This is a genomic window from Streptomyces sp. AF1A, assembly GCF_047340315.1.
Classification (GTDB): domain Bacteria; phylum Actinomycetota; class Actinomycetes; order Streptomycetales; family Streptomycetaceae; genus Streptomyces.
The window spans coordinates 20,489-44,218 of sequence record NZ_JBLEBI010000004.1; the positions used below are offsets into that span (position 1 = coordinate 20,489).

At 73.0% G+C, this 23,730-nt stretch carries 22 protein-coding genes, 1 tRNA gene and 2 pseudogenes; 16 read left to right on the top strand and 9 right to left on the bottom strand.

The window, feature by feature from the left end; translation table 11 throughout:
* Window positions 1-335: 335 nt before the first annotated feature.
* Both ACLU3S_RS02360 and ACLU3S_RS02365 read left to right on the top strand, forming a co-directional pair.
* A tRNA-Leu gene (locus ACLU3S_RS02360) sits at window positions 336-419 on the top strand.
* 293 nt (window positions 420-712) lie between these two features.
* Window positions 713-1,000 (top strand): annotated as a pseudogene (locus ACLU3S_RS02365) (pyridine nucleotide-disulfide oxidoreductase); the annotation flags it as partial.
* Window positions 1,001-1,029: 29 nt separating this feature from the next.
* On the opposite strand, the gene ACLU3S_RS02370 reads toward ACLU3S_RS02365, so the two are convergent.
* On the bottom strand, window positions 1,030-1,569 hold the full coding sequence (locus ACLU3S_RS02370) for a DinB family protein (RefSeq protein ID WP_413949997.1): 540 nt from the start codon (window positions 1,567-1,569) through the stop codon (window positions 1,030-1,032).
* Window positions 1,570-1,607: 38 nt separating this feature from the next.
* On the bottom strand, window positions 1,608-1,976 hold the full coding sequence (locus ACLU3S_RS02375; protein WP_413949998.1) for an ArsR/SmtB family transcription factor: 369 nt from the start codon (window positions 1,974-1,976) through the stop codon (window positions 1,608-1,610).
* Between the two features lie 245 nt (window positions 1,977-2,221).
* Between ACLU3S_RS02375 and ACLU3S_RS02380 the strand changes: the two genes are divergently transcribed.
* On the top strand, window positions 2,222-2,680 hold the full coding sequence (locus ACLU3S_RS02380; RefSeq protein ID WP_413949999.1) for an ArsI/CadI family heavy metal resistance metalloenzyme: 459 nt from the start codon (window positions 2,222-2,224) through the stop codon (window positions 2,678-2,680).
* Between the two features lie 7 nt (window positions 2,681-2,687).
* Window positions 2,688-2,837 (top strand): annotated as a pseudogene (locus ACLU3S_RS02385) (MFS transporter); the annotation flags it as partial.
* A gap of 203 nt (window positions 2,838-3,040) precedes the next feature.
* Here ACLU3S_RS02385 and ACLU3S_RS02390 read toward each other — a convergent pair.
* The gene (locus tag ACLU3S_RS02390) at window positions 3,041-3,856 is read right to left on the bottom strand and encodes an Fpg/Nei family DNA glycosylase (protein ID WP_413950000.1); all 816 of its coding nucleotides are present in this window, start codon (window positions 3,854-3,856) and stop codon (window positions 3,041-3,043) included.
* Window positions 3,857-4,074: 218 nt separating this feature from the next.
* The gene (locus tag ACLU3S_RS02395) at window positions 4,075-4,665 is read right to left on the bottom strand and encodes a rhodanese-like domain-containing protein (protein ID WP_413950001.1); all 591 of its coding nucleotides are present in this window, start codon (window positions 4,663-4,665) and stop codon (window positions 4,075-4,077) included.
* A gap of 81 nt (window positions 4,666-4,746) precedes the next feature.
* Here ACLU3S_RS02395 and ACLU3S_RS02400 point away from each other — a divergent pair, with 81 nt between their 5' ends.
* Window positions 4,747-5,034: a metal-sensitive transcriptional regulator gene (locus ACLU3S_RS02400; protein WP_413950002.1), complete on the top strand. Its 288-nt coding sequence runs from the start codon at window positions 4,747-4,749 to the stop codon at window positions 5,032-5,034.
* A gap of 161 nt (window positions 5,035-5,195) precedes the next feature.
* Here ACLU3S_RS02400 and ACLU3S_RS02405 read toward each other — a convergent pair whose 3' ends face one another.
* Window positions 5,196-5,945 carry a sulfite exporter TauE/SafE family protein gene (locus ACLU3S_RS02405; RefSeq protein ID WP_413950003.1) on the bottom strand — a complete coding sequence of 250 codons (750 nt, stop codon included), beginning with the start codon at window positions 5,943-5,945 and terminating at the stop codon, window positions 5,196-5,198.
* Window positions 5,946-6,165: 220 nt separating this feature from the next.
* Window positions 6,166-7,524, bottom strand: a complete 1,359-nt coding sequence (locus ACLU3S_RS02410; RefSeq protein WP_413950004.1) for a rhodanese-like domain-containing protein — start codon at window positions 7,522-7,524, stop codon at window positions 6,166-6,168.
* Between the two features lie 412 nt (window positions 7,525-7,936).
* Between ACLU3S_RS02410 and ACLU3S_RS02415 the strand changes: the two genes are divergently transcribed.
* The 3 genes from ACLU3S_RS02415 to ACLU3S_RS02425 all read left to right on the top strand — a co-directional run bounded on the left by ACLU3S_RS02415 (window position 7,937) and on the right by ACLU3S_RS02425 (window position 10,941).
* Window positions 7,937-9,367 carry a DUF2252 domain-containing protein gene (locus ACLU3S_RS02415; RefSeq protein WP_413950077.1) on the top strand — a complete coding sequence of 477 codons (1,431 nt, stop codon included), beginning with the start codon at window positions 7,937-7,939 and terminating at the stop codon, window positions 9,365-9,367.
* A gap of 382 nt (window positions 9,368-9,749) precedes the next feature.
* Window positions 9,750-10,562: a hypothetical protein gene (locus ACLU3S_RS02420; RefSeq protein WP_413950005.1), complete on the top strand. Its 813-nt coding sequence runs from the start codon at window positions 9,750-9,752 to the stop codon at window positions 10,560-10,562.
* A gap of 49 nt (window positions 10,563-10,611) precedes the next feature.
* Entirely contained in the window at window positions 10,612-10,941 is a 330-nt protein-coding gene (locus ACLU3S_RS02425; protein WP_413950078.1) for a rhodanese-like domain-containing protein, read from the top strand.
* Window positions 10,942-10,967: 26 nt separating this feature from the next.
* Here ACLU3S_RS02425 and ACLU3S_RS02430 read toward each other — a convergent pair whose 3' ends face one another.
* Complete coding sequence (locus tag ACLU3S_RS02430) at window positions 10,968-12,110, bottom strand: acyl-CoA dehydrogenase family protein (RefSeq protein WP_413950006.1); 1,143 nt, start codon at window positions 12,108-12,110, stop codon at window positions 10,968-10,970.
* 755 nt (window positions 12,111-12,865) lie between these two features.
* Between ACLU3S_RS02430 and ACLU3S_RS02435 the strand changes: the two genes are divergently transcribed.
* The 3 genes from ACLU3S_RS02435 to ACLU3S_RS02445 are packed head-to-tail and all read left to right on the top strand — an operon-like array spanning window position 12,866 to window position 15,572.
* Window positions 12,866-13,621, top strand: a complete 756-nt coding sequence (locus ACLU3S_RS02435) for a DUF5819 family protein (RefSeq protein WP_413950007.1) — start codon at window positions 12,866-12,868, stop codon at window positions 13,619-13,621.
* Window positions 13,618-14,826, top strand: a complete 1,209-nt coding sequence (locus tag ACLU3S_RS02440) for an HTTM domain-containing protein (protein ID WP_413950008.1) — start codon at window positions 13,618-13,620, stop codon at window positions 14,824-14,826. Before ACLU3S_RS02435 ends, ACLU3S_RS02440 begins: the two co-directional genes overlap by 4 nt.
* A complete protein-coding gene (locus tag ACLU3S_RS02445) occupies window positions 14,823-15,572 on the top strand; it encodes a TrmH family RNA methyltransferase (protein WP_413950009.1) in 750 nt (249 codons plus the stop codon). The genes ACLU3S_RS02440 and ACLU3S_RS02445 overlap by 4 nt, the downstream gene beginning before the upstream one ends.
* Before the next feature lie 7 nt (window positions 15,573-15,579).
* Here the strand turns inward: ACLU3S_RS02445 and paaN are convergent, their stop codons facing one another.
* On the bottom strand, window positions 15,580-17,271 hold the full coding sequence (paaN, locus tag ACLU3S_RS02450; protein ID WP_413950010.1) for a phenylacetic acid degradation protein PaaN: 1,692 nt from the start codon (window positions 17,269-17,271) through the stop codon (window positions 15,580-15,582).
* A 203-nt stretch (window positions 17,272-17,474) separates the two neighbouring features.
* On the opposite strand from paaN, the gene ACLU3S_RS02455 reads away from it, so the two are divergent.
* Window positions 17,475-18,989 (top strand): 3-hydroxyacyl-CoA dehydrogenase, encoded by a 1,515-nt coding sequence (locus ACLU3S_RS02455; protein ID WP_413950011.1) that lies wholly within the window; start codon window positions 17,475-17,477, stop codon window positions 18,987-18,989.
* Complete coding sequence (locus ACLU3S_RS02460) at window positions 18,986-19,573, top strand: TetR/AcrR family transcriptional regulator (protein WP_413950012.1); 588 nt, start codon at window positions 18,986-18,988, stop codon at window positions 19,571-19,573. Before ACLU3S_RS02455 ends, ACLU3S_RS02460 begins: the two co-directional genes overlap by 4 nt.
* A gap of 18 nt (window positions 19,574-19,591) precedes the next feature.
* Here the strand turns inward: ACLU3S_RS02460 and ACLU3S_RS02465 are convergent, their stop codons facing one another.
* Window positions 19,592-20,089 (bottom strand): Lrp/AsnC family transcriptional regulator, encoded by a 498-nt coding sequence (locus ACLU3S_RS02465; RefSeq protein ID WP_413950013.1) that lies wholly within the window; start codon window positions 20,087-20,089, stop codon window positions 19,592-19,594.
* 175 nt (window positions 20,090-20,264) lie between these two features.
* Between ACLU3S_RS02465 and pdhA the strand changes: the two genes are divergently transcribed.
* Genes pdhA through ACLU3S_RS02480 form a run of 3 tightly spaced genes read left to right on the top strand, consistent with a single transcriptional unit; the run spans window position 20,265 to window position 23,712 of the window.
* Window positions 20,265-21,428 carry a pyruvate dehydrogenase (acetyl-transferring) E1 component subunit alpha gene (gene pdhA, locus ACLU3S_RS02470; protein ID WP_413950014.1) on the top strand — a complete coding sequence of 388 codons (1,164 nt, stop codon included), beginning with the start codon at window positions 20,265-20,267 and terminating at the stop codon, window positions 21,426-21,428.
* On the top strand, window positions 21,425-22,429 hold the full coding sequence (locus tag ACLU3S_RS02475; protein ID WP_413950015.1) for an alpha-ketoacid dehydrogenase subunit beta: 1,005 nt from the start codon (window positions 21,425-21,427) through the stop codon (window positions 22,427-22,429). Before pdhA ends, ACLU3S_RS02475 begins: the two co-directional genes overlap by 4 nt.
* Window positions 22,429-23,712, top strand: a complete 1,284-nt coding sequence (locus tag ACLU3S_RS02480) for a dihydrolipoamide acetyltransferase family protein (RefSeq protein WP_413950016.1) — start codon at window positions 22,429-22,431, stop codon at window positions 23,710-23,712. Before ACLU3S_RS02475 ends, ACLU3S_RS02480 begins: the two co-directional genes overlap by 1 nt.
* Window positions 23,713-23,730: the final 18 nt, after the last annotated feature.

Sequence of the window (23,730 nt, forward strand, 5' to 3'; positions counted from 1 at the left end):
CAGCCGGTTCCCCCAGCTGGTCCCTTGGAACCACTCCCCGGGCCTGCGCGCACAACTCCTCCCGGCATGGATCGTAGAGGCGCACGAGGACCAGTGTCCCGCACCCGGCTGTGGACCCGGCCCGCCGACCGGGGAGACGGCCGCGACCGGTACGAGGTTGATACGTGAACCGGCACTCCTTGATACGTGCCCGGGCGCCAGGGCGCTGTGGGCACGGTCACGGGTACGTCCGGGCCTGCGGGAAGGGATGTGAATCCACCCCGGACGGCGTGCTAATGTTCTGGGTGTCGGAAGGGGCCGGCCCGAAGAGGCCGGAGCCGGAGGACACACCCAATGCGCGGGTGGCGGAATAGGCAGACGCGCTGGATTCAGGTTCCAGTGCCCGAAAGGGCGTGGGGGTTCAACTCCCCCCTCGCGCACAGAGAAACCGATGAGACGGGTCTCTGCCGGTGACGGAAGTCACGGCAGGGGCCCGTTTCTCGTTGTGTCCGGGTTTGCTCCGGGTTTGTGACGAATTGCACACCTGGGGACGGGCTTGGTAGACCCCGTCGGTGAGTCATCTCACCGACGGGGTCTACGGCTTTTCTTCAAGTGATGCCGTTTTGTTGCCTGAAGGCTTGCCCGCTGGGCGGCGGCGGGTGTGAGGTGCCCGGTCGGGGTCCAGGTCTTGGGTTCTTTCGCCCGACGGCGATGGCAGGTGCGCCGGCGTGGTCGGTCGCCGCCGAGAGGCACCCGGCTCGTCCAACGCGGCGTCGAGGGGGCCGACGGCACCCGCGCGAAGGCCGACGCGATCATCTGGTGCACCGGCTTCCGGCTCGCTCTCTCCCGCCTCGCCCCGCTCCGACTCCGCGGCGGGCGCGGCCACATCGAGCCGCGGGTGCATCTGCTCGGATGCGGCGACTGGACGGGCCCCGCCTCCGCCACCCTCATCGGCAGCGGGAGGCCGGCCCGCGAGGCTGCCCGCGAGATCAGCACGCTCCTCGCCGCGGGCGCGCGTTGAGCCGTCGGCCGCGACCCCGGTTGCCCGCCTCAGCGGTCCTCGGGGGTCAGCGTGAGCTGTCGGCGATGGAAGTCGAAGTGCTGGGTCGGGTAGCGGTAGAGGTCGGCGATGGTCATGACGTCGCGGAAGAACGGGTCCCAATGGGTGGGGTAGTGCATGGCGAGCGCGAGGTCGCTCTCCCGTTCGGCGTCGAGGCGGCCGTGCAGGAAGGTGATCACACGGTCGAGGACCGTCCCCATCCGGCGGCGCCCGAGCATCCTCGCCCCGCCGACGGGGCCCAGGTAGTTGACGACGTCGAAGGGCTTGGTTCCCGCGTTGAGGAGCCGGGCGAAGGCCCGGCCGGCACCGCGCGGCAGCCGCCCGAAGACCCGCAGCAGGAAGAGCAGCGGCGGGATCAAGAGGTAGCCGAAGACCATGTGGAACAGCAGTTGCTCGTTGGTCCACCGGGTGCCGACGGTGGACCGACGCAGGTCGTCCTCGGTGGCTCCGTCGAGAAGCTCGTGGAACGTCGCACGGGCGCGTTCCAACTCGGCGTGAGTCGCCTGACGGTCCACCAGCGGCTCGTCCATCGGATCCTCCCGCTCGCCGTACGGTTGGGGCCGTCGCCTCAGCCGAGAGTGCCGAGCATGCGCCCCATCGCGGCGACCACCGACGGCTCCACCCGGTAGTACACCCAGGTGCCACGCCGCTCGGAAGCCAGCAGCCCGGCCTCCTTCAGCTTCTTCAGGTGGTGGGAGACGGTCGGCTGGGAGACGCCGACATCGGAGATGTCGCACACGCACGCCTCGCCACCCTCGTGCGAGGCGACCAGCGAGAACAGCCGCAACCGCACCGGATCGCCGAGCGCCTTGAACATCCGGGCGGTCTTCTCCGCCTCGTCAGCGGTCAGCGGGCGCTCGGTGAGGGGCGGGCAGCACGGCACCACGGTGTCGGAGCCCGTCGGCTCCAGCAGCGGCAGCACCTTCGTATTCGACATATGTCTATGTTGACACATGTCGAACCAGTCTGACGAGGGTCGGGCTCGTTCCTCCAGGAGCGGGGTGGTGGTCGGCGATGCGGCGCACCCATGGCAGTGGATTCGATAGATGTCTATATTGACGCTTGCCTATTCAGGTGCCATGCTGGCCACATAAGCCATCGACAAACGTCGAATCAAATCGGTATCGGCACCCCCGCATCGTCCGGCGGCTGCTGACTCCCGCACTCACGAGGTGGTTCGCCATGTCCCGCGTACAGCTCGCCCTCCGCGTCCCCGACCTCGAGGCGTCCATCGCCTTCTACACCAAGCTGTTCGGCACCGAGCCCGCCAAACTCCGCGACGGCTACGCCAACTTCGCCATCGCCGAACCCCCGCTCAAGCTCGTCCTGATCGAGGGCGCCCCGGACGAGCCGACACGCATGGACCACCTCGGCGTCGAGGTTGAGACCACCGAGGCCGTCCACGCCGCGGCCGGCCGCCTCGGCGAGGCCGGCCTGACCACCGACGTCGAGAACGACACCACCTGCTGCTACGCCCTCCAGGACAAGGTCTGGGTCCACGGCCCCGGCCAGGAACCCTGGGAGGTGTACGTCGTCAAAGCCGACGCCGACTCCCTGACCAAGCAGCAAGGCAGCACCTGCTGCACCGGATCGGCCGAGGCCGATCCGAAGGAACCAGCGGTAACGGGCGGCTGCTGCTGATCAGCCGATGACCGACCTCCACACCAGCGGAGCCGCGACGGGATCGGGGGACCGGTCGCGGCCCCGCGCTGCCCTGCCCGCGCTCTGCGCCACGCAGATCACCGGCTGGGGCGTCGTCCCCTACGCGTTCCTCGTTCCCGGCTCCACTTCGGCGTCGGAGACCTGTGTGGTCGGCGTACGTCCGCTCTCGGCATCTGCCGTGTGACCGCGCTCTGTCCCGCACGCCGCCGACTCGGACGTGGACGCCGGCTTCGCATGCGTTCAGGGCGGTGGGGCGGCGGGCTGCACGGTGCCGTCCTTGTCCGAGGTGCAGTCGGGAGATCGTCGGCGCGAGGCTCGCGACGGCGATGCGGCGAGGGTTCACGGCGGGTTCCGCCCGCGACCGGCTCCGTCCGCGTCCGGTTGACACCGCGGGCACCACACCGTGCCGCGGCCGGCCAGGCGGGTGCGGCGCAGGTGGGTGCCGCACCGGGGGCAGAGCGGGTCGGGGTCGTCGCGGTGGCCGGTCAGCCATGCGTCGCGCGGTGGGACGCAGCCGGCGGTGACCGCGGAGCGCAGCGTCCGGCGCATGTGCGTGTACAGGCGCCGGCGTTCGTCGTCCGTGAGATCGCCCGCCCGGACGCGGGGGTGCACTCCGGCGCGCCACAGGATCTCGTCGGCGAGCAGGTTGCCGAGGCCGGCCAGGACGGACTGGTCGGTCAGCGTGGTCTTGATGCGGCCCCGGCGCGAGGAGAGCGCGGCCTCGAAGTCCGCGCGGCCGACCGCCAGCGCGTCGGGACCCTGACGGCCCATCACGCGGGCGAGACCGGCGTCGTCGTCGGCCAGCCAGAGCCCCCGGAGCTTGCGCTGGTCGCGGTAGCGCAGCTGACGGTCGCCGCTCAGGGTGAACAGGACGCGGTCGTGGGCCTCGACCGCGTCGTCGGGGCGGGCGCACAGCAGCCGGCCGGTCATGCCGAAGTGCAGCAGGAGGGTGGGGCCGCTGGTGTGGGCGAGCAGCCACTTGCCGTGCCGCTCCGGCTCGGTGAACCGCCGGCCCTCCAGTGCGTCGCGCAGCCGCCGCCCGCTCGTTCCGTGCAGGACGCCCGCGTCGCGTACGTCGACGCGCCGGATGGTCCTGCCCTGACCGCAGGACACGAGCACCTTGCGGAAGCCCTCGACGTCGGGCAGCTCAGGCACGGCGGACGCCCCCACGCAGGACGACGGTGCCCGGCGCGTGCCGGGGCAGGGCCGTGGCTCGCCTCTGCACCAGGACCACGGCAGCCTCCTCGACGCGCTGTGCCGACGCTCCGTCCCCCGTCAGGTGGCCGCCGGCCTCTGCCGACAGGCTGCCTCCCGCGCCGCCTGCTCGCGCGCGCAGGTCCGCCGGACGGGCCACCGGGGGCGGAGCGCGTCCGTCACGGCGTCGATCGGTCGCGGCGCAGGGTGGCGAGCGTTGCGGCGAGGTCGGCCGGGCGCGGGCGGTTGTGCGGCAGCTTGCCGAGCAGTACGGCCATGCCGCAGGTGTCGGTGAGCGCGGAGAAGACGAGTCCGCCCGCGACACCGGCCGAGAGGAGCTGGAAGGCCGGGTGCACCAGCAGGCCGAGGAGCAGGCCCAGGAGCACCAGCGCGCCCGCGGTGAAGCGCACCTGCCGCTCCATGCTCCAGCCGGCGCGGGTGTCACCGGCGGCGGGCCGGTCGAGGCCGTGCCCCGCGGCGGCCCACGCGTGGGTGCCGCCGGCGAGCGTGGCCGTCCGGACGCCCTGCTCGGCAAGCAGCGTGCAGGCGCTCTGGGAGCGGGCGCCGGACGCGCACACCACGAGGACGTCACCGCGGTCGGCCGCGTGCCGGATCTCGGGCAGCGCGCGCCCCATGAGGTCCAGGGGGACGTTGAGGGCGCCGGGCAGGTGGCCGGAGGCGTACTCACCGGGGGTGCGCACGTCGATGACGGTGAGGTCGTGCAGCCGGGCGCGGGCCTGGTCGGGGTCGAGGGTGAGGGGGCTGGTCATGGGTGTGATGATCCTTGTCGGTCGCCGCCGTCCCGAACCGGGACGTACAGTACCCCTAGGGGTATTTTTCGAGGAGTGATCGTGGAACTGGAGCTTGAGGGCACGGCACTGAAAGCCGTGGTGAACCGGTTGCGGCGGGCGCAGGGCCAGATCTCCGGCGTGATCCGGATGATCGAGGAGGGGCGGGACTGCGAGGACGTCGTCACGCAGCTGGCCGCGGCCTCGCGGGCGCTCGACCGGGCCGGTTTCGCGATCATCGCCACCGGACTGCAGCAGTGCGTGGCGGACATCGAGTCGGGCCGCACGAACGGTGAGGACACCGAGGCGATGCGGGCGCGGCTGGAGAAGCTGTTCCTGTCGCTGGCGTAGGGGAAGTCCGCGCGGGGATGCGGGCGTAGCGGAAGTCCGCGCCGGGGAGGCGTGCGTGGGGAACTCCTCACTCGGGATGCGTGCGTAGGGAAACTCCTCACTGGATGTGGGCGTGGGGGAAGTCGTCCCTGTCGCCGGTGCGAGAGGGCCCAGTCGGACTGTCATCGCACCACCGCGTCCACCAGCATGAAGCCGGCCACCGCCAACAGGGCGAACGCGAACGCCCGTTGAAGGGTGCGCCCGGAGAGCCTCGCCGACAGGCGTCTGCCGTCCCACGCGCCCAGAATCGCCGCGCCGGCGAACGGTCCCATGACGGCCCCGTCCAGGCCGTCGGCCGTACCGGCACGCATCGCCAGGGCGGCCAGTGAGTTCACCGTGATGACGAGCAGGCTGGTGCCGACGGCCGCGCGCATCCGCAGGCCGAGGACGTCGACCAGCGCGGGGACGGCGAGGAAGCCGCCGCCCACCCCGAGGACGCCGGTGAGCGCGCCCAGGCCGGCGCCGGCGGCTGCCGCCCGGCCCGGCCGTACGGGGGCGGTGCTTTCCGTGCGGCGGCGGGGCCTGAGCATGCGCGCCGAGGCGGCGGCCGCGACCACGGCGAAGGCCGCGGTCAGTACCGGTGCGGGCAGACGTCCGGCGAGCGCGCCGCCCAGCAGCGCGGGGCCGATGCCGGCCGCCGCGAACAGCAGCCCGGTACGCCAGCGGACGTGGCCGTCGCGTGCGTGCGCGGACAGGGCGGTGGCGGAGGTGACCCCGACGATGACCAGGCCGGCCGTGGTCGCCGCGACCGGGGTGAAGCCGAGCAGGTAGATCAGGGCGGGGACGGCCAGCACACTACCGCCGCCTCCGAGGGCCCCGAGCGACAGACCGACGACGGCGCCGGCCAGCAGGGCGAGTATCACCGCGCTCATGCGACGGTCCCCTGCTCGCCTCGCGTGTTCATGACCGGGAACCGGGAGTCCGGCCGCGGCGCACGCCTGCATGCCGCCGATGACGTCGACGGCCTCGACTCCCTGCTGGCGGTCACGCGCTCGGGACCGCCCCGGTCGCGTCCGAAGAGGCTCATGAAGAGACCCATCGTGGTTCGCTCCTGTTCGTCTTCCCGGTGCGGCTGATCCGAGGCGGTCGCCGTCAGGGCGTGCGGACGGTCAGCCCGGCCTTCGCGGCCGCGTCAAAGCTGTCGTCGACGGCGACGACGTCACGGCCGGCGGCAGCCAGCAGGGAGGCGGCGACGGCGGCGCGCATACCGCCGGCGCAGTGCACCCACACCTGCCCGTCGGGGACCTCGTGCAGGCGGCGGCGCAGGGCGTGGACGGGGATGTGGACCGAGCCGTCCACGAAGCCGCCGGCCCGCTCCGCGTTGCGGCGGACGTCCAGGACGACGAAGCCGCCCCGGGGCCGCGCCGCAAGGTCGGCGAAGGTGGCCCGCGGGAAGGAGGCGAGCTCATCGCGAGTCCAGTTCGACGGGTCGCCGGTGGCCGCCGCGGCCGGGCGGTCGATGCCGACCCGGACCAGCTCGCGCTGGGCGGCGGCGAGTTGCGCGGGCGACTCGGCGAGCAGGGTCACCGGCCGGCCCCACGGGATCAGCCAGGCCAGGTAGGTGGCGAGCTGCCCCTCGGCCTCGAAGTTGAACGAGCCCGCCACGTGCCCGGCCGCGAAGGCGACCCGGTTGCGCAGGTCGACCACCCACTCCCCGGCGGCGAGCCGGGCGGCGATCTCGTCGGCATCGGCCGCGGCGGGCGGGGTCAGGTCGACGGGCGCGGGCCCGGCCGCGTTGGCCGGAGCCATGTGGGTGTAGTACGCGGGTATGTCGTCCAGTCCGGCGAGCAGGTCGGCGACGAAGCCGTCGACATCGCGGACGAGCGCCGCGTTGGACGCCTTCTCCCTGCCGATCGTCGTGGACTCGCCGCGCGGCCGGCCGGAGGAGCAGAAGCTGCCGAAACCGTGCGTGGGCAGGACTGCCGTGTCGTCCGGCAACTCGTCGGCCAGGCGGTTGGCGGAGGCGTGCTGCGCCCTGGCGAGCCGCTCGGTCAGCCGCGGTTCCACCAGGTCGGGACGGCCGACGCTGCCGATCAGCAGTGAGCCGCCGGTGAACACGGCGACGGCCGTTCCGTTCTGCTCCAGCGCGTACGAGGTGTGGTGCGGCGTGTGGCCGGGGGTCACCAGCGCACGCAGCATCAGGCCGGACGCGGCGTCGATCTCGCGGCGGTCGCCGTCGTGCACGGGCATGCGGTCGTACGAGACCCGGGCGCCGGCGGGGACGAGGTAGGCGGCGCCCGTGATGCGGGCCAGTTCCAGGCCGCCGGTGAGGTAGTCGTTGTGGACGTGCGTCTCGACGACGTGGGCGATCCGCACCCCGCGCCGCGCGGCCGCCGCGATCACCCGGTCGATGTCGCGCGGCGGGTCGACGGCCACCGCCGCGAGTTCGCCGCCGGCCAGGTAGCTGCGGTTGCCGAGCCCGGTCACCTCGATCGTGTCGATGAAGAACACGGGGGACTCCCTTCCAGTGCAAATTACCCCCGGGGGTATATCCCGACGGTAGCACGAGTACCCCCGGGGGTATTTTGGGGAGTGGCCGACGGACGAGACAGCTGCGAGGCGACGGGCCTGAGACGAGCCGACGGGCCGACCGACGGACCGACGCCGTGTGCCCCTGGGCGGACGGCAACGCCGTGGCAACCGGGCTTGTGCGGTACGGCAGTTGAGAAAGGTTTCCGAGGGCCCGACCCGGACTTGGGGTGAGCTGCTCGGTCATGGAGTTGTCCCCAACCGCCGAGTCATCCACAGGGTCTGACGCGTTTCGTTCACCGGCTGTACGGTCTCCACGAGTTGATGTTCGTGTCGAGGTCCGTGCCGGCGCCCTTTCGGGGGCGTGCTCGGAGTGCGGGGGAGGCGAGTCGTGGTGACCGGAACCGGAGTGGACGTGGCGGACGCGGTGGGCCAGGGGGAGCGCAGGCTGCCCCGGGTGCGGGGATTCGCCGAGTGGCCGCGGCAGGGCTCGCCCAAGAAGGAGGGCAAGGCGCTGCGGGAGAGCGTGCCGCGCCGTGCGCACCGCGCCCTCGACCTGGACGCCGCCCGCCCCGACGCGGTGACCACGGTCGCCGAGTCCAACGCCGGCAGGCTCCCCGAGCTGACCGCGCTCCGCGTGGGGCGGATGGCGGCCACGCCCTTCGCCTTCCTGCGCGGCTCGGCGGGGCTGATGGCCTACGACCTGGCCCGCACCCCGATGACCGGGATAGGAGCCCAGATATGCGGAGACGCGCACGCCGCCAACTTCGGCCTGTACGGCGACGCGCGCGGCGGCCTCGTCATCGACCTCAACGACTTCGACGAGACCGTGCACGGCCCCTGGGAGTGGGACCTGAAGCGGCTCGCGGCCTCGCTGGTGCTCGCCGGACGCGAGGCGGGCGCCGACGAGGACACCTGCCGCGCGGCGGCGCAGGACGCGGTGGGCGCCTACCGCCGCACCATGCGGCTGCTGGCGAAGCTGCCGGTGCTGGACGCGTGGAACGCCATCGCGGACGAGGAACTCGTCTCCCACGCCGACGCCCACGACCTGCTCGGCACCCTGGAGCGGGTCTCGGAGAAGGCGCGGGCCAACACCAGCGGCCGGTTCGCGGCGAAGTCCACCGAACAGGCCGGGGACGGCGGGCGGCGGTTCGTCGACGCCTCACCCGTGCTGCGCCGTGTTCCGGACGCCGAGGCGGCGGCGGTGGCCGCGGCCCTGGAGGAGTACGTGACGACGCTGTCCGAGGACCGGCACCCCCTGCTCGCCCGGCACGCGGTGCACGACGTGGCGTTCCGCGTGGTGGGCACCGGCAGCGTCGGCACCCGGTCGTACGTCGTGCTGCTGCTCGACCACCGCGGGGAGCCGCTGGTGCTGCAGGTCAAGGAGGCCCGCCCCTCCGCGCTGGTCCCGCACCTGGCCACCGCCGGCTTCGAGACGCCGCCGGTGGAGCACGAGGGCCGGCGCGTGGTCCTCGGGCAGAAGCGGATGCAGGTGGTCAGCGACATCCTGCTCGGCTGGACCACGGTCGACGGGCGCCCCTTCCAGGTCCGCCAGTTCCGCAACCGCAAGGGCAGCGTCGACCCGGCCGCCCTCGCCGCCGACCAGATCGACGACTACGCGCGCATGACCGGCGCCCTGCTGGCCCGCGCCCACTCCCACAGCGCCGACCCACGCCTGATCTCCGGCTACTGCGGCAAGAACGAGGAGCTGGACGAGGCCATAGCCGGCTTCGCCGTCACCTACGCCGACCGCACAGAGGCCGACCACGCCCACCTCCTCACAGGAATCCGAACGGGCCGCATCCCAGCAGAACCAGGAGTCTGAAACATCACCCCCAGCGCCCCGCCAGGGACGCGAGCAACCACGGCGCTCCCGCACCGTGGCGAGTACACAGCACTCCGTCAGGGGTGCGGGGAACTGCGCGAGCAACCACGGCGCTCCTGCACCGTGGCGAGTACACGGCACCCCGCCAGGGGCGCGGGGAACTGCGCGAGCAACCACGGCGCTCCCGCACCGTGGCGGGTACACGGCACCCCGTCAGGGGCGCGGGGAACTGCGCGAGCAACCACAACAGCCCCGCACCCGGCAACCGACCCCTCACCCCTACGGCGAGAAGCCCGCACCCCTCCCCCAAGAAGCCCGCACTCCTGAACCAAGAGACCCGCACCCCCCGTTCAAGCCAAGCGCAGCGACTACGCTGGGGCGCGTGACGACCCCCGAAGCTGAGCAGTCCCAGCCACCGAGGCCCGAGGAACGGCTCGAGCGGGCCGTACGGGCGGCCGAGCAGGCGTTGATCGAGTACGAGATCGCGGTCGAGACCTTCCGCATCGAGGTCGAGAACTTCGCCCGGCTGCACGAGCAGCGACTCGGACCGCTCTACACCCGCATCGAGGAACTCGACGCCGAGATCGCCGAGGCGAAGGCCGCCCGCACCGGCGACCCGGAGGACGTCCGCCGTGCCCAGGAGGCGCGTGCCCTCGTCATGCCCATCCCAGGCGTCGAGGACCTCATGGGGGGCTGGATGGACGGCGACGGCCTCTACCCGGAGGCCGTCGCCATGCTCACCGACCAGCCCGTACGGCCCCCGGAGCGGGTGCGGCCCAGCGAGGAGGCCCGCAAGCTCTACCGCGAGCTGGCCCGCAAGGCCCACCCCGACCTGGCGCAGGAGGAGGACGAGCGCAAGCGGCGGGAGGAGTTCATCACCCGCGTCAACGCCGCCTACGCCCGGGGCGACGAGGCGCTGCTCCGGGAGCTGGCCGAGGAGTGGGCGGCCGGCCCGGTCCCGCCCGAGCGGCGCCCGAGCCCCGCGGAGGAGCTGTACGCCCGCCTCGAGTGGCTCGCCCAGCGCAAGGAGCTGCTCACCCACGTCGCGCGCCAGCTGGAGGAGGGCGCGATCGCCGGCATGCTCCGCCTCGCCCCCGACGACCCGGACAAGCTGCTCGAGGAGATCGCCGGCAAGCTCCGTGCCGACGTCGCCCAGCGGGAGGCGGAGCTGGCGGCCCTGCTGGCGCAGGGCTGAACCGCGGCGTCCTTCGGGTAGCGTCGGGGGCATGAATTTCGGAGCTGGTGTGCCCACCATCGAGGTCACGGACCTCAAGGACGACGACTTCCTGCTGGACGTCCGCGAGGACGACGAGTGGCAGGCGGGTCACGCCGAGGGAGCACTGCACATCCCGATCAGCGAGTTCGTGGCCCGCTACGGTGAGCTGACCGAGGCCGCCCCGCAGGACGGCCGCGTCCACGTCATCTGCCGCTCCGGCGGCCGGTCGGCCCAGGTCACCATGTATCTGGTGCAGCAGGGCATCGACGCGGTGAACATCGACGGCGGCATGCAGTCCTGGGCGGCCGCGGGCCGTGCAGTGATCACCGACGACGGCCTGCCGGGCCAGGTGCTGTAGCCCACCCGCCCGCTCCGGGACCGCGGTCAGCCCAGCGGATGCGCGGCCAGCAGGTCCCCGAGCTGCTCCTCGTAGGCCGCCGCCGGGCCGAGCGCCAGCTCCAGGTGCTTGGCCCAGGCGTGATACCGGTGCAGGGGACAGTCGGTGTCCGCGCCGAACCCGCCGTGCAGATGCTGTGCCGTCTGCACGATGCGCCGTACACCCTCCGCCGCCCAGATCTTCGCCACGGCGATGTCCCCGGCGGCGGGCAGCGGCCCCGGCGCCCCGGAGGCGATCCGCCACGCGGCCTGCCACAGGGTGGCCTCCATGGCGCGCAGGTCGATGTAACGGTCCGCGGCCTGCACGGCCACCGACTGGAAGGTCGCGAGCGGATGCCCGAACTGCTCCCGCTTGCCGGTGTACTCACTGGTCATCCTCAGCACCCGCTCGCCCAGACCGAGCGCCAGCGCACAGGTACCGGTCGCGAGCAGCGCGTGCAGCCACTCCCACGCGCCGTCGGCCTCGACGACGTCGCCCGCGTCGATCCGCGCGGACGCCAGCCTCAGCTCGGCCAGCCGCTCCCCGCTGGTGGACACCTGCTCGGCTAGGGTCACGCCGTCCCGTGCGGGAGGCACGAGCGCGAGCACGCTCCGGCCGGCCGCCGTGTCCTCGATGTGCGCGGGTACGACGACGAGGTCGGCGTCGTACGCCCACGGCACCGCCGTCTGCACCCCGTCCAGCACCCACACCGGGCCGTCCCGCCGTGCGGTGACGGCGAGGTCGGCGGGGTCGTGGCCGGTACGGCCGCTCGCGGCGACGGTCAGCACCAGTTCACCGCGCCCGGCCGGGCCCAGCACGCGCCCGGCGTGCTCCTGCTCGCCGAAGGCCTGTACGGCCGCGGCGGCCGCACTGTGCTCCAGCAGCGGCACCCGGGCGAGGACCTTCGCCGACTCGCGCAGGACCAGGCACAGGGCGATCGCGTCCAGACCCGCGCCGCCGTGCGCCTCGTTGAGGAGCAAACTCAGTAGGTCGGCCCCGGCGAGCCGGGACCACAACTCGCGGTCGAAGCCGTCGGCCACGGCGCCGCGCGTGAGCGCGGGGCTCGGCACCGCGTCCGGCGCGACACCGGCGAACACCCCGCGCGCCGCCTCGGCCGCCGCCCGCTGCTCCTCGGTGAAGGTGAAGTCCACGGCTGTCCCTCCGACGGTGCGGTCATCTGACGGGCCGTCAAGATAGAACAGGTTCTAAGAGAAGGGAACGCCCGGCGCGGGACCCCGCGCGGCGCCCGGCCTCGGTGGTCGCCGGCTGACGGCAGAGCCCGGACCGGCGGGCGCGGCCTCGTACCCCTGGCTGACGCGGAACACAGACCGGCGAGCACCGCCACATGCCAGTCAGTGGGGGCAGAACGCGGACCGCTCGCGAGGACGGAACACGAACCGGCGACCACAGCCACCTCCCTCTCGTGAGGACGGAACACGAACCGGCGACCACAGCCACCTCCCTGTCGCGAGGACGGAACACGAACCGGCGACCACAGCCACCTCCCTCTCGTGAGGACGGAACACGAACCGGCGACCACAGCCACCTCCCTCTCGTGAGGACGGAACACGAACCGGCGACCACAGCCGCGCTGCGGTCGTGAGGCCACGTCGTGCCAGGTCGGGTGGTGCGCCCTGGGGCCCGTGGATGCCCGGCGAGGGGCCGCACCGGGCGCCGCCTCCCGGGCCCGGGGATGCCCGCCCGGGCGGGCCGCGTGGTGAGGACCACGGCCGTCCGCCCGCACCCGGGGCTGCGCCCGGTGGCCGGGGCTGAGTACCGTTCCGTGCGAGCGCCGGGCTGTGGCGCTCGTGCATCAAGCGGCGCCTGTGAGGGGCGGCCGTGCAGAGCGCTGACCCACTCGGCCGACCGGGCCGAACGACCGAGCCGAAACGGGGGACGGGGCGGAATGGACGCGTACGACGAGGACTCCGGTGGCCGGGACGCCGCGGAGCCGGCCACCCACGCCTCCGGTCAGGCCCCCGACCCCGCACCCCCGGCACCCCCTGCCCCACCCCGCACGGGTGTCGCCGCGCTCTCCCCCCGCTACCAGGTCGGCGCCGCGCTGGCGGTCGCCGTGGTGGCCGTCGGCGTGTGTGCGCACCTGCTGATGGTCTTCCTCAGCGTCGCGCCGCCGAACACCGTGTCGAAGCAGCACGGCAAGGCGGTCGAGGAGTGGGTGTACCCGGAGTTCGAGCAGAACTGGAAGCTGTTCGCGCCGAACCCGCTGCAGCAGAACATCGCCGTGCAGGTGCGCGCCGAGGTGCGGATGAAGGAGGGCGACGTGCGCACCACCGGCTGGACCGACCTGTCCGCGCAGGACGGCGCCGCGATAGACCACAACCCGCTGCCGAGCCACACCGAGCAGAACGAGCTGCGCCGGGCCTGGGACTTCTTCGCCGCCACGCACGGCACGGACAACCGTCCCCTGGGCCTGCGCGGCTCGCTGTCCGAGCAGTACCTGCGCCGGCTGGTCGTGATGCGCCTGTACCGCACGGACCCGACCAGCCGGGCGGGCGTCATCGAGCGGGTGCAGGTCCGTTCGAGCACCACCAACGTGCAGCCGCCCGCCTGGAGCCATGAACGGGTGCCCGACAAGCCCGTCTACCGTGAGCTGCCCTGGTGGACGGTGACCGCCGACGAGGCCGCCGGAGGTGTGCGGTGAACCCCTTCTCGCTGACCCTGTCGCGCGGGATCGCCCGCGTCACCGAGGCGGCCTTCGGCCCGTACCAGAGCGCCGTGATCCGGATCGGGTTCGCCGGCACCTGGCTGCTGTTCCTGCTGCGCGAGTACCCCCACCGCCAGGAGCTGTACGGCCCCGCCGGTCCCTGGGGCTGGAACCTCGCCAGGCAGCTGACCGAGGACAACCACGCCTTCACGGCCCTGATGTGGTCGAACGGGCAGGCGTGGTTCGAGTGCTGCTACCTGCTGGCCGTCCTCGCGAGCGCCACCCTGCTGCTCGGCTGGCGTACCCGCACCGCGTCCGTGCTGTTCATGGTGGGCGTGCTGTCGCTGCAGAACCGCAGCGTCTTCGTCGGCGACGGCGGCGACAACGTGCTGCACCTGATGTCCTTCTACCTGGTGTTCACGCGCTGCGGCCGGGTGTGGTCGCTGGACGCACGGCGGGCGGCGCGCGCCGAGGCGGCACGCGCGCGCGGGGAGCGGACTCCCGCCGACCGGGTGGGGCCGGTGCTGTGGGCGGTGCTGGGGCTCGCGCTCGTCACCGTGACGGCGGCCGGCCGGTTCGACAACGGCTGGCTGATCCCCGCGCTGCTGTGGACGGTGTGGGCGGTGCTCGCCCTGTGGTGGCTGGTCCAGCGCCGGGCGAGGTCGGCCGAGCCGCGGATCATGCTGGACGTGATCGCCAACGTCGTGCACAACGGCGCCCTGCTGGTGATCATGGCGGAGGCGTGCCTGATCTACGCCACGGCCGGCTGGTACAAGATCCAGGGCTCGCGCTGGCAGGACGGCACGGCCGTCTACTACCCGCTCCACCTGGACTACTTCTCGCCCTGGCCCGGCCTCGCCGACCTGATGTCCTCCAGCGGCACGATCATGATGATCGTGGCCTACGGCACGGTCATGGTGCAGGTCGCCTTCCCGTTCACCCTGTTCAACCGGCGGGTGAAGAACGTCCTGCTGGTCTTCATGATGCTGGAGCACGCCGTGATCGCGGTCGTCCTCGGCCTGCCGTTCTTCTCGCTGGCGATGATCACCGCAGACGCGGTCTTCCTGCCGACGTCCTTCCTGCGCCGGCTGGGCGCGCTCGCGGCACGCGCGCGGGGGATCGGCCGGCGCGGGGGCCGTACGGTGCCGCCGCCCCGCGCCCCGGAGGAGAGCACTCCGGGGCGCGTAGGGTTCACGGCATGACCGACCCGCTGACCCGCTGGCGCGAGCACGCCGGCCGCGCCGTGCTGCTCGACGGCTTCCACGCCCTGAAGCACGCGGTGCGCTTCGGGGCCGAGGTGCCGGTGGCGGTCACCACCGACCGGCGGGCCGCCCTCGCCCTGGCGGACGAGCTGGCCCAGGACGTGCGGGAGGCCCTGGACGCACTGCTCACCGAGGTGCCCGCGTCAACGTACGCGTCCCTGGTCCCGCGGCCCCATCCGACGGGCGTGGCCGCGCTCGCCGTACGGCCCCCCCGCGAGGCCAACCTCCGGGCGCTCGCCCGCACCCCCCGCACCGCCCCCGTCGTGCTGCTCGACAACCCCCGCAACCTGGGCAACGCCGGCGCCGTGATCCGGCTGGCCGCCGGCTTCGGGGCGACCGGCGTGGTCACCACGGGCACGCTCGACCCCTGGCACCCCACGGTGGTGCGCGGCGGCGCGGGCCTGCACTTCGCGACGGCCGTGGAACGCCTCGGCGCCGACGAGCTGCCGGCGGGACCGCTGTTCGCCCTCGATCCGGAGGGCGAGGACATCCGCGGCACCAAGCTGCCCGACGACGCCGTGCTCGCGTTCGGCTCGGAGCGCAGCGGGCTGTCGGCGCGGCTGCGCGCGCGTGCCGACCATCTGCTGCGGCTGCCGATGCGCCCCCAGGTCTCCAGCTACAACCTCGCCACCAGCGTGGCGATGACGCTGTACCACTGGAGCGCCACCGGGGGCGCACCTTCCTGAGCCGCTGCTACGCCTCCCTGCGCACCTCGACGACCCGGAACCGGTTCGCCACGAAGGCGCCGTCGCACAGGGCCGCGTTGGCCGCCGGGTTGCCGCCGGAGCCGTGGAAGTCGGAGAAGGCGGCGGTCTGGTTCACGTACACCCCGCCGGTGAGGTTGAGCGACAGCTGGGCCGACTCCTCCAGGCACACGTCCTCGACGGCCTGCTCGACCTCGGGGTCGGTGGTGTAGGCGCCGACCGTCATCGCGCCCTTCTCGCGGACCGTGCGGCGCAGCAGCTCCACCGCGTCGGTCACCGAGTCGACGGCGACGGCGAAGGAGACGGGGCCGAAGCACTCGCTCATGTAGGCGGCCTCGTCGTCCGGCTTGGCGCCGTCCAGCTTGACGAGGACCGGCGTGCGGACCACCGCGCCCGGGAAGTCGGGGTTGGCGATCTCCCGCGAGGCGAGGGCGACCTCGCCGAGCCCGGCCGCGGCCTCCAGACGTGCCTTGACGTCCGGGTTGACGATCGCGCCCAGCAGGGCGTTGGCGCGCGCGTCGTCGCCGAGCAGGCCGTCGATCGCGCGGGCGAGGTCGGCGGTGACCTCGTCGAAGGTCTTCGGGCCCTGGTCGGTGGCGATGCCGTCCCGGGGGATCAGCAGGTTCTGCGGGGTGGTGCACATCTGGCCGCTGTACAGGGACAGCGAGAACGCCAGGTTGGACAGCATGCCCTTGTAGTCGGAGGTGGAGTGCACGATCACCGTGTTGACGCCGGCCTTCTCGGTGTAGACCTGCGCCTGGCGGGCGTTGGCCTCCAGCCAGTCGCCGAAGGACGTCGACCCGGTGTAGTCGATGATCCTGATCTCGGGGCGGGTCGCGAGGGTCTTGGCGATGCCCTCGCCGGGGCGCTCGGCGGCGAGCGCGACCAGGTTCGCGTCGAAGCCGGCCTCGGCGAGCACCTCGCGGGCGATCCGTACCGTCAGGGCGAGCGGCAGCACCGCGCGCGGGTGCGGCTTGACCAGGACCGCGTTGCCGGTCGCCAGGGAGGCGAACAGGCCCGGGTAGCCGTTCCAGGTCGGGAAGGTGTTGCAGCCGATGACCAGGCCGATGCCGCGCGGCACGGGCGTGAACTGCTTGGTGAGGACCAGCGGGTCGCGCTTGCCCTGCGGCTTGGTCCACTGCGCCGTCCGCGGCGTGCGGACCTGCTCGGCGTACGCGTACGCCACCGCTTCCAGGCCGCGGTCCTGGGCGTGCGGGCCGCCCGCCTGGAACGCCATCATGAACGCCTGTCCGCTGGTGTGCATGACCGCGTGTGCGAACTCGTGCGTCCGGTCGCTGATGCGCTTCAGGATCTCCAGGCACACCACGGCCCGCACCTCGGCGCCGGCGTCCCGCCAGGCCCGCTGGCCGGCCTTCATCGCCGGGATCAGCACGTCCACGTCCGCGTGCGGGTAGCTCACGCCCAGCTCGATGCCGTACGGGGAGACCTCGCCGTCCACCCAGCCGTCCGTGCCGGGCTGGCCGAGGTCGAGGCGGGTGCCCAGCAGGGCGTCGAAGGCGGCCTTGCCCGCCGCCGCGTCCAGGCTGCCGTCCTCGCCGTACGCCTTGGGGTGCTCGGGGTGCGGGGACCAGTACGCGCGCGTGCGGATCGCTTCCAGGGCCTGGTCGAGAGTGGGCCGGTGCCTGGCGATCAGCTCGGGCGCGGTCAGTTCGGCGGCCATGCGGGACCAACTCCTCGTTCTCGGAAAACTCGTCGTCGAGTTCATGACCTGGGCAGAAACAGGTGCGGGTGGGGCGCGAGGCGCCTCGATCAGGGTGTGGCGGGTGACGGGCGGTGCGGTCAGAGCTAGAGTAACCGAACGATCGGTCGGGACAAGGGGGACCGCCGCATCTGTGGAAAACGGCGTGCGGGAGGATCGCGCACATGACAGCACTCGACCTCAGCAGTCCCGTGGCCGTCGTCGGCACCGGCACCATGGGCCAGGGCATCGCCCAGGTCGCGCTGGTGGCCGGCCACACCGTGCGGCTCTACGACGCCGTCCCCGGGCGGGCCCGGGACGCGGCCGCGGCGATCGTCGCCCGCCTGGACCGGCTGGTGGACAAGGGCCGGCTCGCCGCCGCCGACCGGGACGCGGCGCGCGCCCGCCTGGAGCCCGCGGAGGGCCTGGCCGAGCTGGCCGACTGCACCCTGGTCGTGGAGGCCGTCCTGGAGCGGCTGGACGTCAAGCAGCAGCTCTTCGGTGAGCTGGAGGACGTCGTCGCCGAGGACTGCCTGCTCGCCACCAACACCTCCTCGCTGTCGGTGACGGCGATCGCCGGCGCGCTGCGCCATCCGGGCCGTTTCGTGGGCCTGCACTTCTTCAACCCGGCGCCGCTGCTGCCGCTGGTCGAGGTCGTCTCCGGCTTCGCGACCGACGTCACGTCGGCCACGCGCGCGTACGAGACCGCACGCGCCTGGGGCAAGACCCCGGTGGCCTGCGCGGACACCCCCGGCTTCATCGTCAACCGGATCGCCCGGCCGTTCTACGCCGAGGCGTTCGCCGTGTACGAGGCCCAGGCCGCCGACCCGGCCACCATCGACGCGGTCCTGCGCGAGTCCGGCGGCTTCCGGATGGGCGCGTTCGAGCTGACCGACCTGATCGGGCAGGACGTCAACGAGTCCGTCACCCACTCGGTGTGGCAGTCCTTCTTCCAGGACGTGCGCTTCACGCCCGCCCTGGCCCAGCGCCGGCTGGTGGAGTCGGGCCGGCTCGGCCGCAAGAGCGGGCGCGGCTGGTACGACTACGCCGACGGCGCCGAGCGGCCCGAGCCGCACACCGCCGACAAGGAACAGCCGCCGGCGTACGTCGTCGCCGAGGGCGGACTCGGCCCCGCGGCTCAGCTGCTCACACTGATCCGCGAGGCGGGCATCCCCGTCCGCGAGGAGGACGAGGACAACGGCACCCGCCTGGTGCTGCCCAGCGGTGGCCAGCTGGTCCTCGCCGACGGCCAGACGTCCGCGGAGTTCCGCGACGTCGTCTACTTCGACCTCGCGCTCGACTACCGCACCGCCACCCGCATCGCCCTGTCCGCCTCCCAGGACACGGCTCCGCAGACCCTCGCCGAGGCCACCGGACTGTTCCAGGCGCTCGGCAAGGACGTCAGTGTCATCGGTGACGTCCCCGGCATGATCGTGGCCCGCACGGTGGCCCGGATCATCGACCTCGCCCATGACGCGGTCGCCAAGGGGGTGGCCACCGAGGAGGACATCGACACCGCGATGCGGCTCGGCGTCAACTACCCGCTCGGCCCGTTCGCATGGGACCGCAAACTCGGCCGCGAGTTCGCCTTCGACGTCCTGGACGAGATGCACGAGCGCGACCCCTCCGGGCGCTACGCCCCCTCCCTCGCGCTCTACCGCCACGCCTACGCCGTCGACAAGCGGGAGGGCACCTCATGACCACGGCCAAGCGCGACACCTACACCCCCGAGACGCTGCTCTCGGTCGCCGTCCAGGTCTTCAACGAGCGCGGCTACGACGGCACCTCCATGGAGCACCTGTCGAAGGCGGCCGGCATCTCCAAGTCGTCGATCTACCACCACGTCAGCGGCAAGGAGGAGCTGCTGCGCCGGGCCGTCAGCCGCGCCCTGGACGGCCTGTTCGCCATCCTGGACGAGGAGCGGGCGCGCGAGGGCCGGGCCGTGGACCGCCTGGAGCACGTCGTGCGGCGCATGGTCGAGGTGCTCATAGCCGAGCTGCCCTACGTCACGCTGCTGCTGCGCGTGCGCGGCAACACCGCCACCGAGCGGTGGGCCCTGGAGCGGCGCCGCGACTTCGACCACCGGGTGGCCGAGCTGCTGAAGGCGGCCGCCGCCGACGGGGACGTGCGCGGGGACGTGGAGGTGCGGCTCGCCACCCGCCTGGTCTTCGGCATGATCAACTCCGTGGTGGAGTGGTACCGGCCGGACGCCCGGGGCGCCACGGGCCGCGAGGTGGCCGACGCGGTCGTGCGGCTGGTCTTCGCGGGACTGCGCAGGGGCTGAGCCGGGCCGCGCGCGGTCTCAGGACTCCGGCTCCAGGTCCTCCTCCTCGAACACCAGCAGCGTGCGGGTGCTCAGCACCTCCGGAATCGCCTGGAGCCGAGTGAGCACCAGCTCGCGCAGCGCCCTGTTGTCGGGCGTGTGCACCAGCAGCAGCACGTCGAAGTCGCCTCCCACCAGTGCGATGTGGGAGGCGCCCGGCAGCTGGCGGAGCTGCTCGCGCACCGTGCGCCAGGTGTTCTGGACGATCTTCAGCGTGATGTACGCCGACGTGCCGTGGCCCGCCCGCTCGTGGTCCACGCGCGCGCCGAACCCCCGGATCACCCCGTCCTCGACCAGCCGGTTGATGCGCGCGTAGGCGTTGGCCCGCGAGACGTGGACGCGTTCGGCCACGGACCGTATCGAGGCGCGGCCGTCCGCCTGGAGGATCTTCAGGATGTCCTGGTCGATCGCGTCCAGCGGACGCGGCGGCAGCGGGACGCCGTCCTGCGGCCCGTCGGCCATTTGTTCAGCTGCCATTGCCCCCCGCTCCCTCGCCGTGGACGTCCTGCGTTCATTCCAGGCTGTGGAGAACCGTTTGTCCACAGCCTGGTGGGGGCTGTAGCCAAAATGTGCCGACGACCGAACAATCGGTAGGTGAGGCGCCTCACAGCCGACGCGCCTCCCGTAGCCGCTCCCACGAGGAGGTGCCGTCATGACGGTTCTGGAGCAGCGGGGCGCGTACCGGCCATCGCCGCCGCCCGCCTGGCAGCCCCGTATGGATCCTGCGCCGCTGCTGCCCGACGCCGAGCCCCACCGCGTCCTCGGCACCGAGGCGGCCGCCAAGGCCGACCCGGACCTGCTGCGCCGGCTGCACGCGCACCTGGTGCGCGGCCGCCGGTACAACACGCAGGCCACCGCGCTCACCAAGCAGGGCCGCCTCGCCGTCTACCCCTCCAGCACCGGCCAGGAGGCCTGTGAGGTCGCCGCCGCCCTGGTCCTCGAAGAGCGCGACTGGCTCTTCCCCAGCTACCGCGACACCCTCGCGGTCGTCGCCCGGGGCGTGGATCCCGTCGAGGCCCTCACCCTGCTGCGCGGCGACTGGCACAGCGGCTACGACCCCTACGCCCACCGGGTCGCCCCCCTCAGCACCCCGCTCGCCACCCAGTTGCCGCACGCCGTCGGCCTCGCCCACGCCGCCCGCATCAAGGGCGACGACGTGGTCGCGCTCGCCATGGTCGGCGACGGCGGTACCAGCGAGGGCGACTTCCACGAGGCGCTGAACTTCGCCGCCGTCTGGCAGGCACCGGTCGTCTTCCTCGTGCAGAACAACGGCTTCGCCATCTCCGTCCCGCTCGCCAAGCAGACCGCCGCGCCCTCCCTGGCCCACAAGGCCGTCGGGTACGGCATGCCGGGCCGCCTGGTCGACGGCAACGACGCCGCCGCCGTGCACGAGGTCCTCAGCGACGCCGTGCGCCACGCGCGCGCGGGCGGCGGACCGACCCTCGTGGAGGCGGTGACGTACCGCATCGACGCCCACACCAACGCCGACGACGCCACCCGCTACCGCGGCGAGGCCGAGGTCGAGGCCTGGCGCGCCCACGACCCGATCCGGCTGCTGGAGGCGGAACTGACCGCGCGCGGCCTGATCGACGAGGCCGGCCTCGACGCCGTACGGGAGGAAGCCGAGGCGATGGCCGCCTCCTTGCGCGAGCGCATGAACCAGGACCCCGAACTGAACCCCATGGAAATCTTCGACCACGTCTACGCCGAGACCACCGCCCAACTGCGCGAACAGCGCGCCCTGCTGCGGGCCGAACTGGAGGCCGAGCAGGACGGGCACGGGACGCACGGCGAGCCGGAAGGCGGCGCCCGATGACCACCGTCGCCGTCAAGCCCGCCACCATGGCGCAGGCCCTCACGCGCGCGCTGCGCGACGCGATGGCCGCCGACCCCGCCGTGCATGTCATGGGCGAGGACGTCGGCACCCTCGGCGGTGTCTTCCGCATCACCGACGGCCTCGCCAAGGAGTTCGGCGAGGACCGCTGCACCGACACCCCGCTCGCCGAGGCCGGCATCCTGGGCGCCGCCGTCGGCATGGCCATGTACGGCCTGCGTCCGGTGGTGGAGATGCAGTTCGACGCCTTCGCCTACCCGGCGTTCGAGCAGCTGATCAGCCATGTCTCCCGGATGCGCAACCGCACCCGCGGGAAGATGCCCCTGCCGATCACCGTCCGCATCCCCTACGGCGGCGGCATCGGCGGCGTCGAGCACCACAGCGACTCCTCCGAGGCCTACTACATGGCCACCCCAGGCCTGCACGTGGTCACGCCCGCGACCGTCGCCGACGCCTACGGGCTGCTGCGCCAGGCCATCGCATCCGACGACCCGGTCGTCTTCCTGGAGCCCAAGCGGCTGTACTGGTCGAAGGACGCCTGGAACCCCGAGCAGCCCACGGACGTGGAGCCCATCGGGCGCGCGGTCGTGCGCCGCCCGGGCCGCAGCGCCACCCTGATCACCTACGGCCCCTCCGTGCCCGTCTGCCTGGAGGCCGCCGAGGCCGCGCAGGCCGAGGGCTGGGACCTGGAAGTGATCGACCTGCGCTCCCTGGTGCCGTTCGACGACGAGACGGTCTGCGCGGCCGTCCGGCGCACCGGACGTGCGGTCGTCGTGCACGAGTCCACCGGATTCGGCGGGCCGGGCGGCGAGATCGCGGCCCGCATCACCGAGCGCTGCTTCCATCACCTGGAGGCCCCCGTGCTGCGCGTGGCCGGGTTCGACATCCCCTACCCGCCGCCCATGCTGGAGCGGCACCACCTGCCCGGCGTCGACCGCATCCTGGACGCCGTGGCCCGGCTGCAGTGGGAGGCCGAGCGCTGATGGCACAGGTGCTGGAGTTCAGGCTTCCCGACCTCGGCGAGGGACTCACCGAGGCGGAGATCGTCCGCTGGCTGGTCCAGGTCGGTGACGTGGTCGCCGTCGACCAGCCGGTCGTCGAGGTCGAGACGGCCAAGGCGATGGTCGAGGTGCCCTGCCCCTACAGCGGCGTGGTCACCGCCCGCTTCGGGGAGGAGGGCGCGGAACTGCCCGTCGGCGCCCCGCTGCTGACAGTGGCGGTCGGCGAACCGGCCGCCGGGGGCGACTCCGGAGGGTCCGGCAACGTCCTGGTCGGCTACGGCACCTCCGAGGCGCCCGCGCGGCGCCGCAGGGTGCGCTCGACCACGGTCGCGAACGGACAGGCGAGGCAGCCCGCTCCGGCAGCGCCCGCACCCACGCGCGCCGACGGTCCCGTGCCCGTGATCTCCCCGCTGGTGCGCCGGCTCGCCCGGGAGGGCGGCGTGGACCTGCGGCAGCTGTCCGGCTCCGGGCCCGACGGGCTGATCCTGCGCGCGGACGTCGAGGGCGCCCTGCGCGCGAAGGCCGCCACGGCTGCCCCGGCTCAGGAGCCGGCCCGTGCCGCCACGGCCCCGCGGGGCGGCATCCGCATCCCCCTCAAGGGCGTCCGCGGAGCCGTCGCCGACAAGCTCTCCCGCAGCCGCCGCGAGATCCCCGAGGCGACCTGCTGGGTCGACGCCGACGCGACGGAACTCATGCGCGCGCGGGCCGCGATGAACGCGGCCGGAGGACCGAAGATCTCCCTTCTCGCGCTGCTCGCCCGCGTCTGCACGGCCGCGCTGGCCCGCTTCCCCGAGCTGAACTCCTTCGTCGACACGGAGGCCCGCGAGGTCGTTCAGCTCGAACAGGTGCACCTCGGGTTCGCGGCGCAGACCGACCGGGGCCTGGTCGTGCCGGTGGTCCGGGACGCCCATGCGCGCGACGCCGAGTCGCTCACCGCCGAGTTCGCCCGGCTGACCGAGGCCGCCCGCGCCGGGACGCTGACCCCCGGCGAACTCACCGGCGGCACCTTCACGCTGAACAACTACGGGGTCTTCGGGGTCGACGGCTCCACGCCGATCATCAACCACCCCGAGGCCGCCATGCTCGGCGTCGGCCGCATCGTCCCCAAGCCCTGGGTGCACGAGGGCGAGCTGGCGGTGCGCCAGGTCGTGCAGCTCTCGCTCACCTTCGACCACCGGGTGTGCGACGGCGGTACGGCGGGCGGCTTCCTGCGGTACGTGGCGGACTGCGTGGAGCAGCCGGCGGTGCTCCTGCGCACCCTGTGACCTGACGGGACGCGGCGG

Excerpts from the sequence above, each read along its gene's own strand:
- ACLU3S_RS02370 (WP_413949997.1), bottom strand. The coding sequence starts at position 1,569 with ATGGACGAGCCGCTGGTGGACCGTCAGGCGACTCACGCCGAGTTGGAA.
- ACLU3S_RS02375 (WP_413949998.1), bottom strand. The coding sequence starts at position 1,976 with ATGTCGAATACGAAGGTGCTGCCGCTGCTGGAGCCGACGGGCTCCGAC.
- ACLU3S_RS02380 (WP_413949999.1), top strand. The coding sequence starts at position 2,222 with ATGTCCCGCGTACAGCTCGCCCTCCGCGTCCCCGACCTCGAGGCGTCC.
- ACLU3S_RS02395 (WP_413950001.1), bottom strand. The coding sequence starts at position 4,665 with ATGACCAGCCCCCTCACCCTCGACCCCGACCAGGCCCGCGCCCGGCTG.
- ACLU3S_RS02405 (WP_413950003.1), bottom strand. The coding sequence starts at position 5,945 with ATGAGCGCGGTGATACTCGCCCTGCTGGCCGGCGCCGTCGTCGGTCTG.
- ACLU3S_RS02435 (WP_413950007.1), top strand. The coding sequence starts at position 12,866 with ATGGACGCGTACGACGAGGACTCCGGTGGCCGGGACGCCGCGGAGCCG.
- ACLU3S_RS02445 (WP_413950009.1), top strand. The coding sequence starts at position 14,823 with ATGACCGACCCGCTGACCCGCTGGCGCGAGCACGCCGGCCGCGCCGTG.
- paaN (WP_413950010.1), bottom strand. The coding sequence starts at position 17,271 with ATGGCCGCCGAACTGACCGCGCCCGAGCTGATCGCCAGGCACCGGCCC.
- ACLU3S_RS02455 (WP_413950011.1), top strand. The coding sequence starts at position 17,475 with ATGACAGCACTCGACCTCAGCAGTCCCGTGGCCGTCGTCGGCACCGGC.
- ACLU3S_RS02460 (WP_413950012.1), top strand. The coding sequence starts at position 18,986 with ATGACCACGGCCAAGCGCGACACCTACACCCCCGAGACGCTGCTCTCG.
- ACLU3S_RS02465 (WP_413950013.1), bottom strand. The coding sequence starts at position 20,089 with ATGGCAGCTGAACAAATGGCCGACGGGCCGCAGGACGGCGTCCCGCTG.
- pdhA (WP_413950014.1), top strand. The coding sequence starts at position 20,265 with ATGACGGTTCTGGAGCAGCGGGGCGCGTACCGGCCATCGCCGCCGCCC.
- ACLU3S_RS02475 (WP_413950015.1), top strand. The coding sequence starts at position 21,425 with ATGACCACCGTCGCCGTCAAGCCCGCCACCATGGCGCAGGCCCTCACG.
- ACLU3S_RS02480 (WP_413950016.1), top strand. The coding sequence starts at position 22,429 with ATGGCACAGGTGCTGGAGTTCAGGCTTCCCGACCTCGGCGAGGGACTC.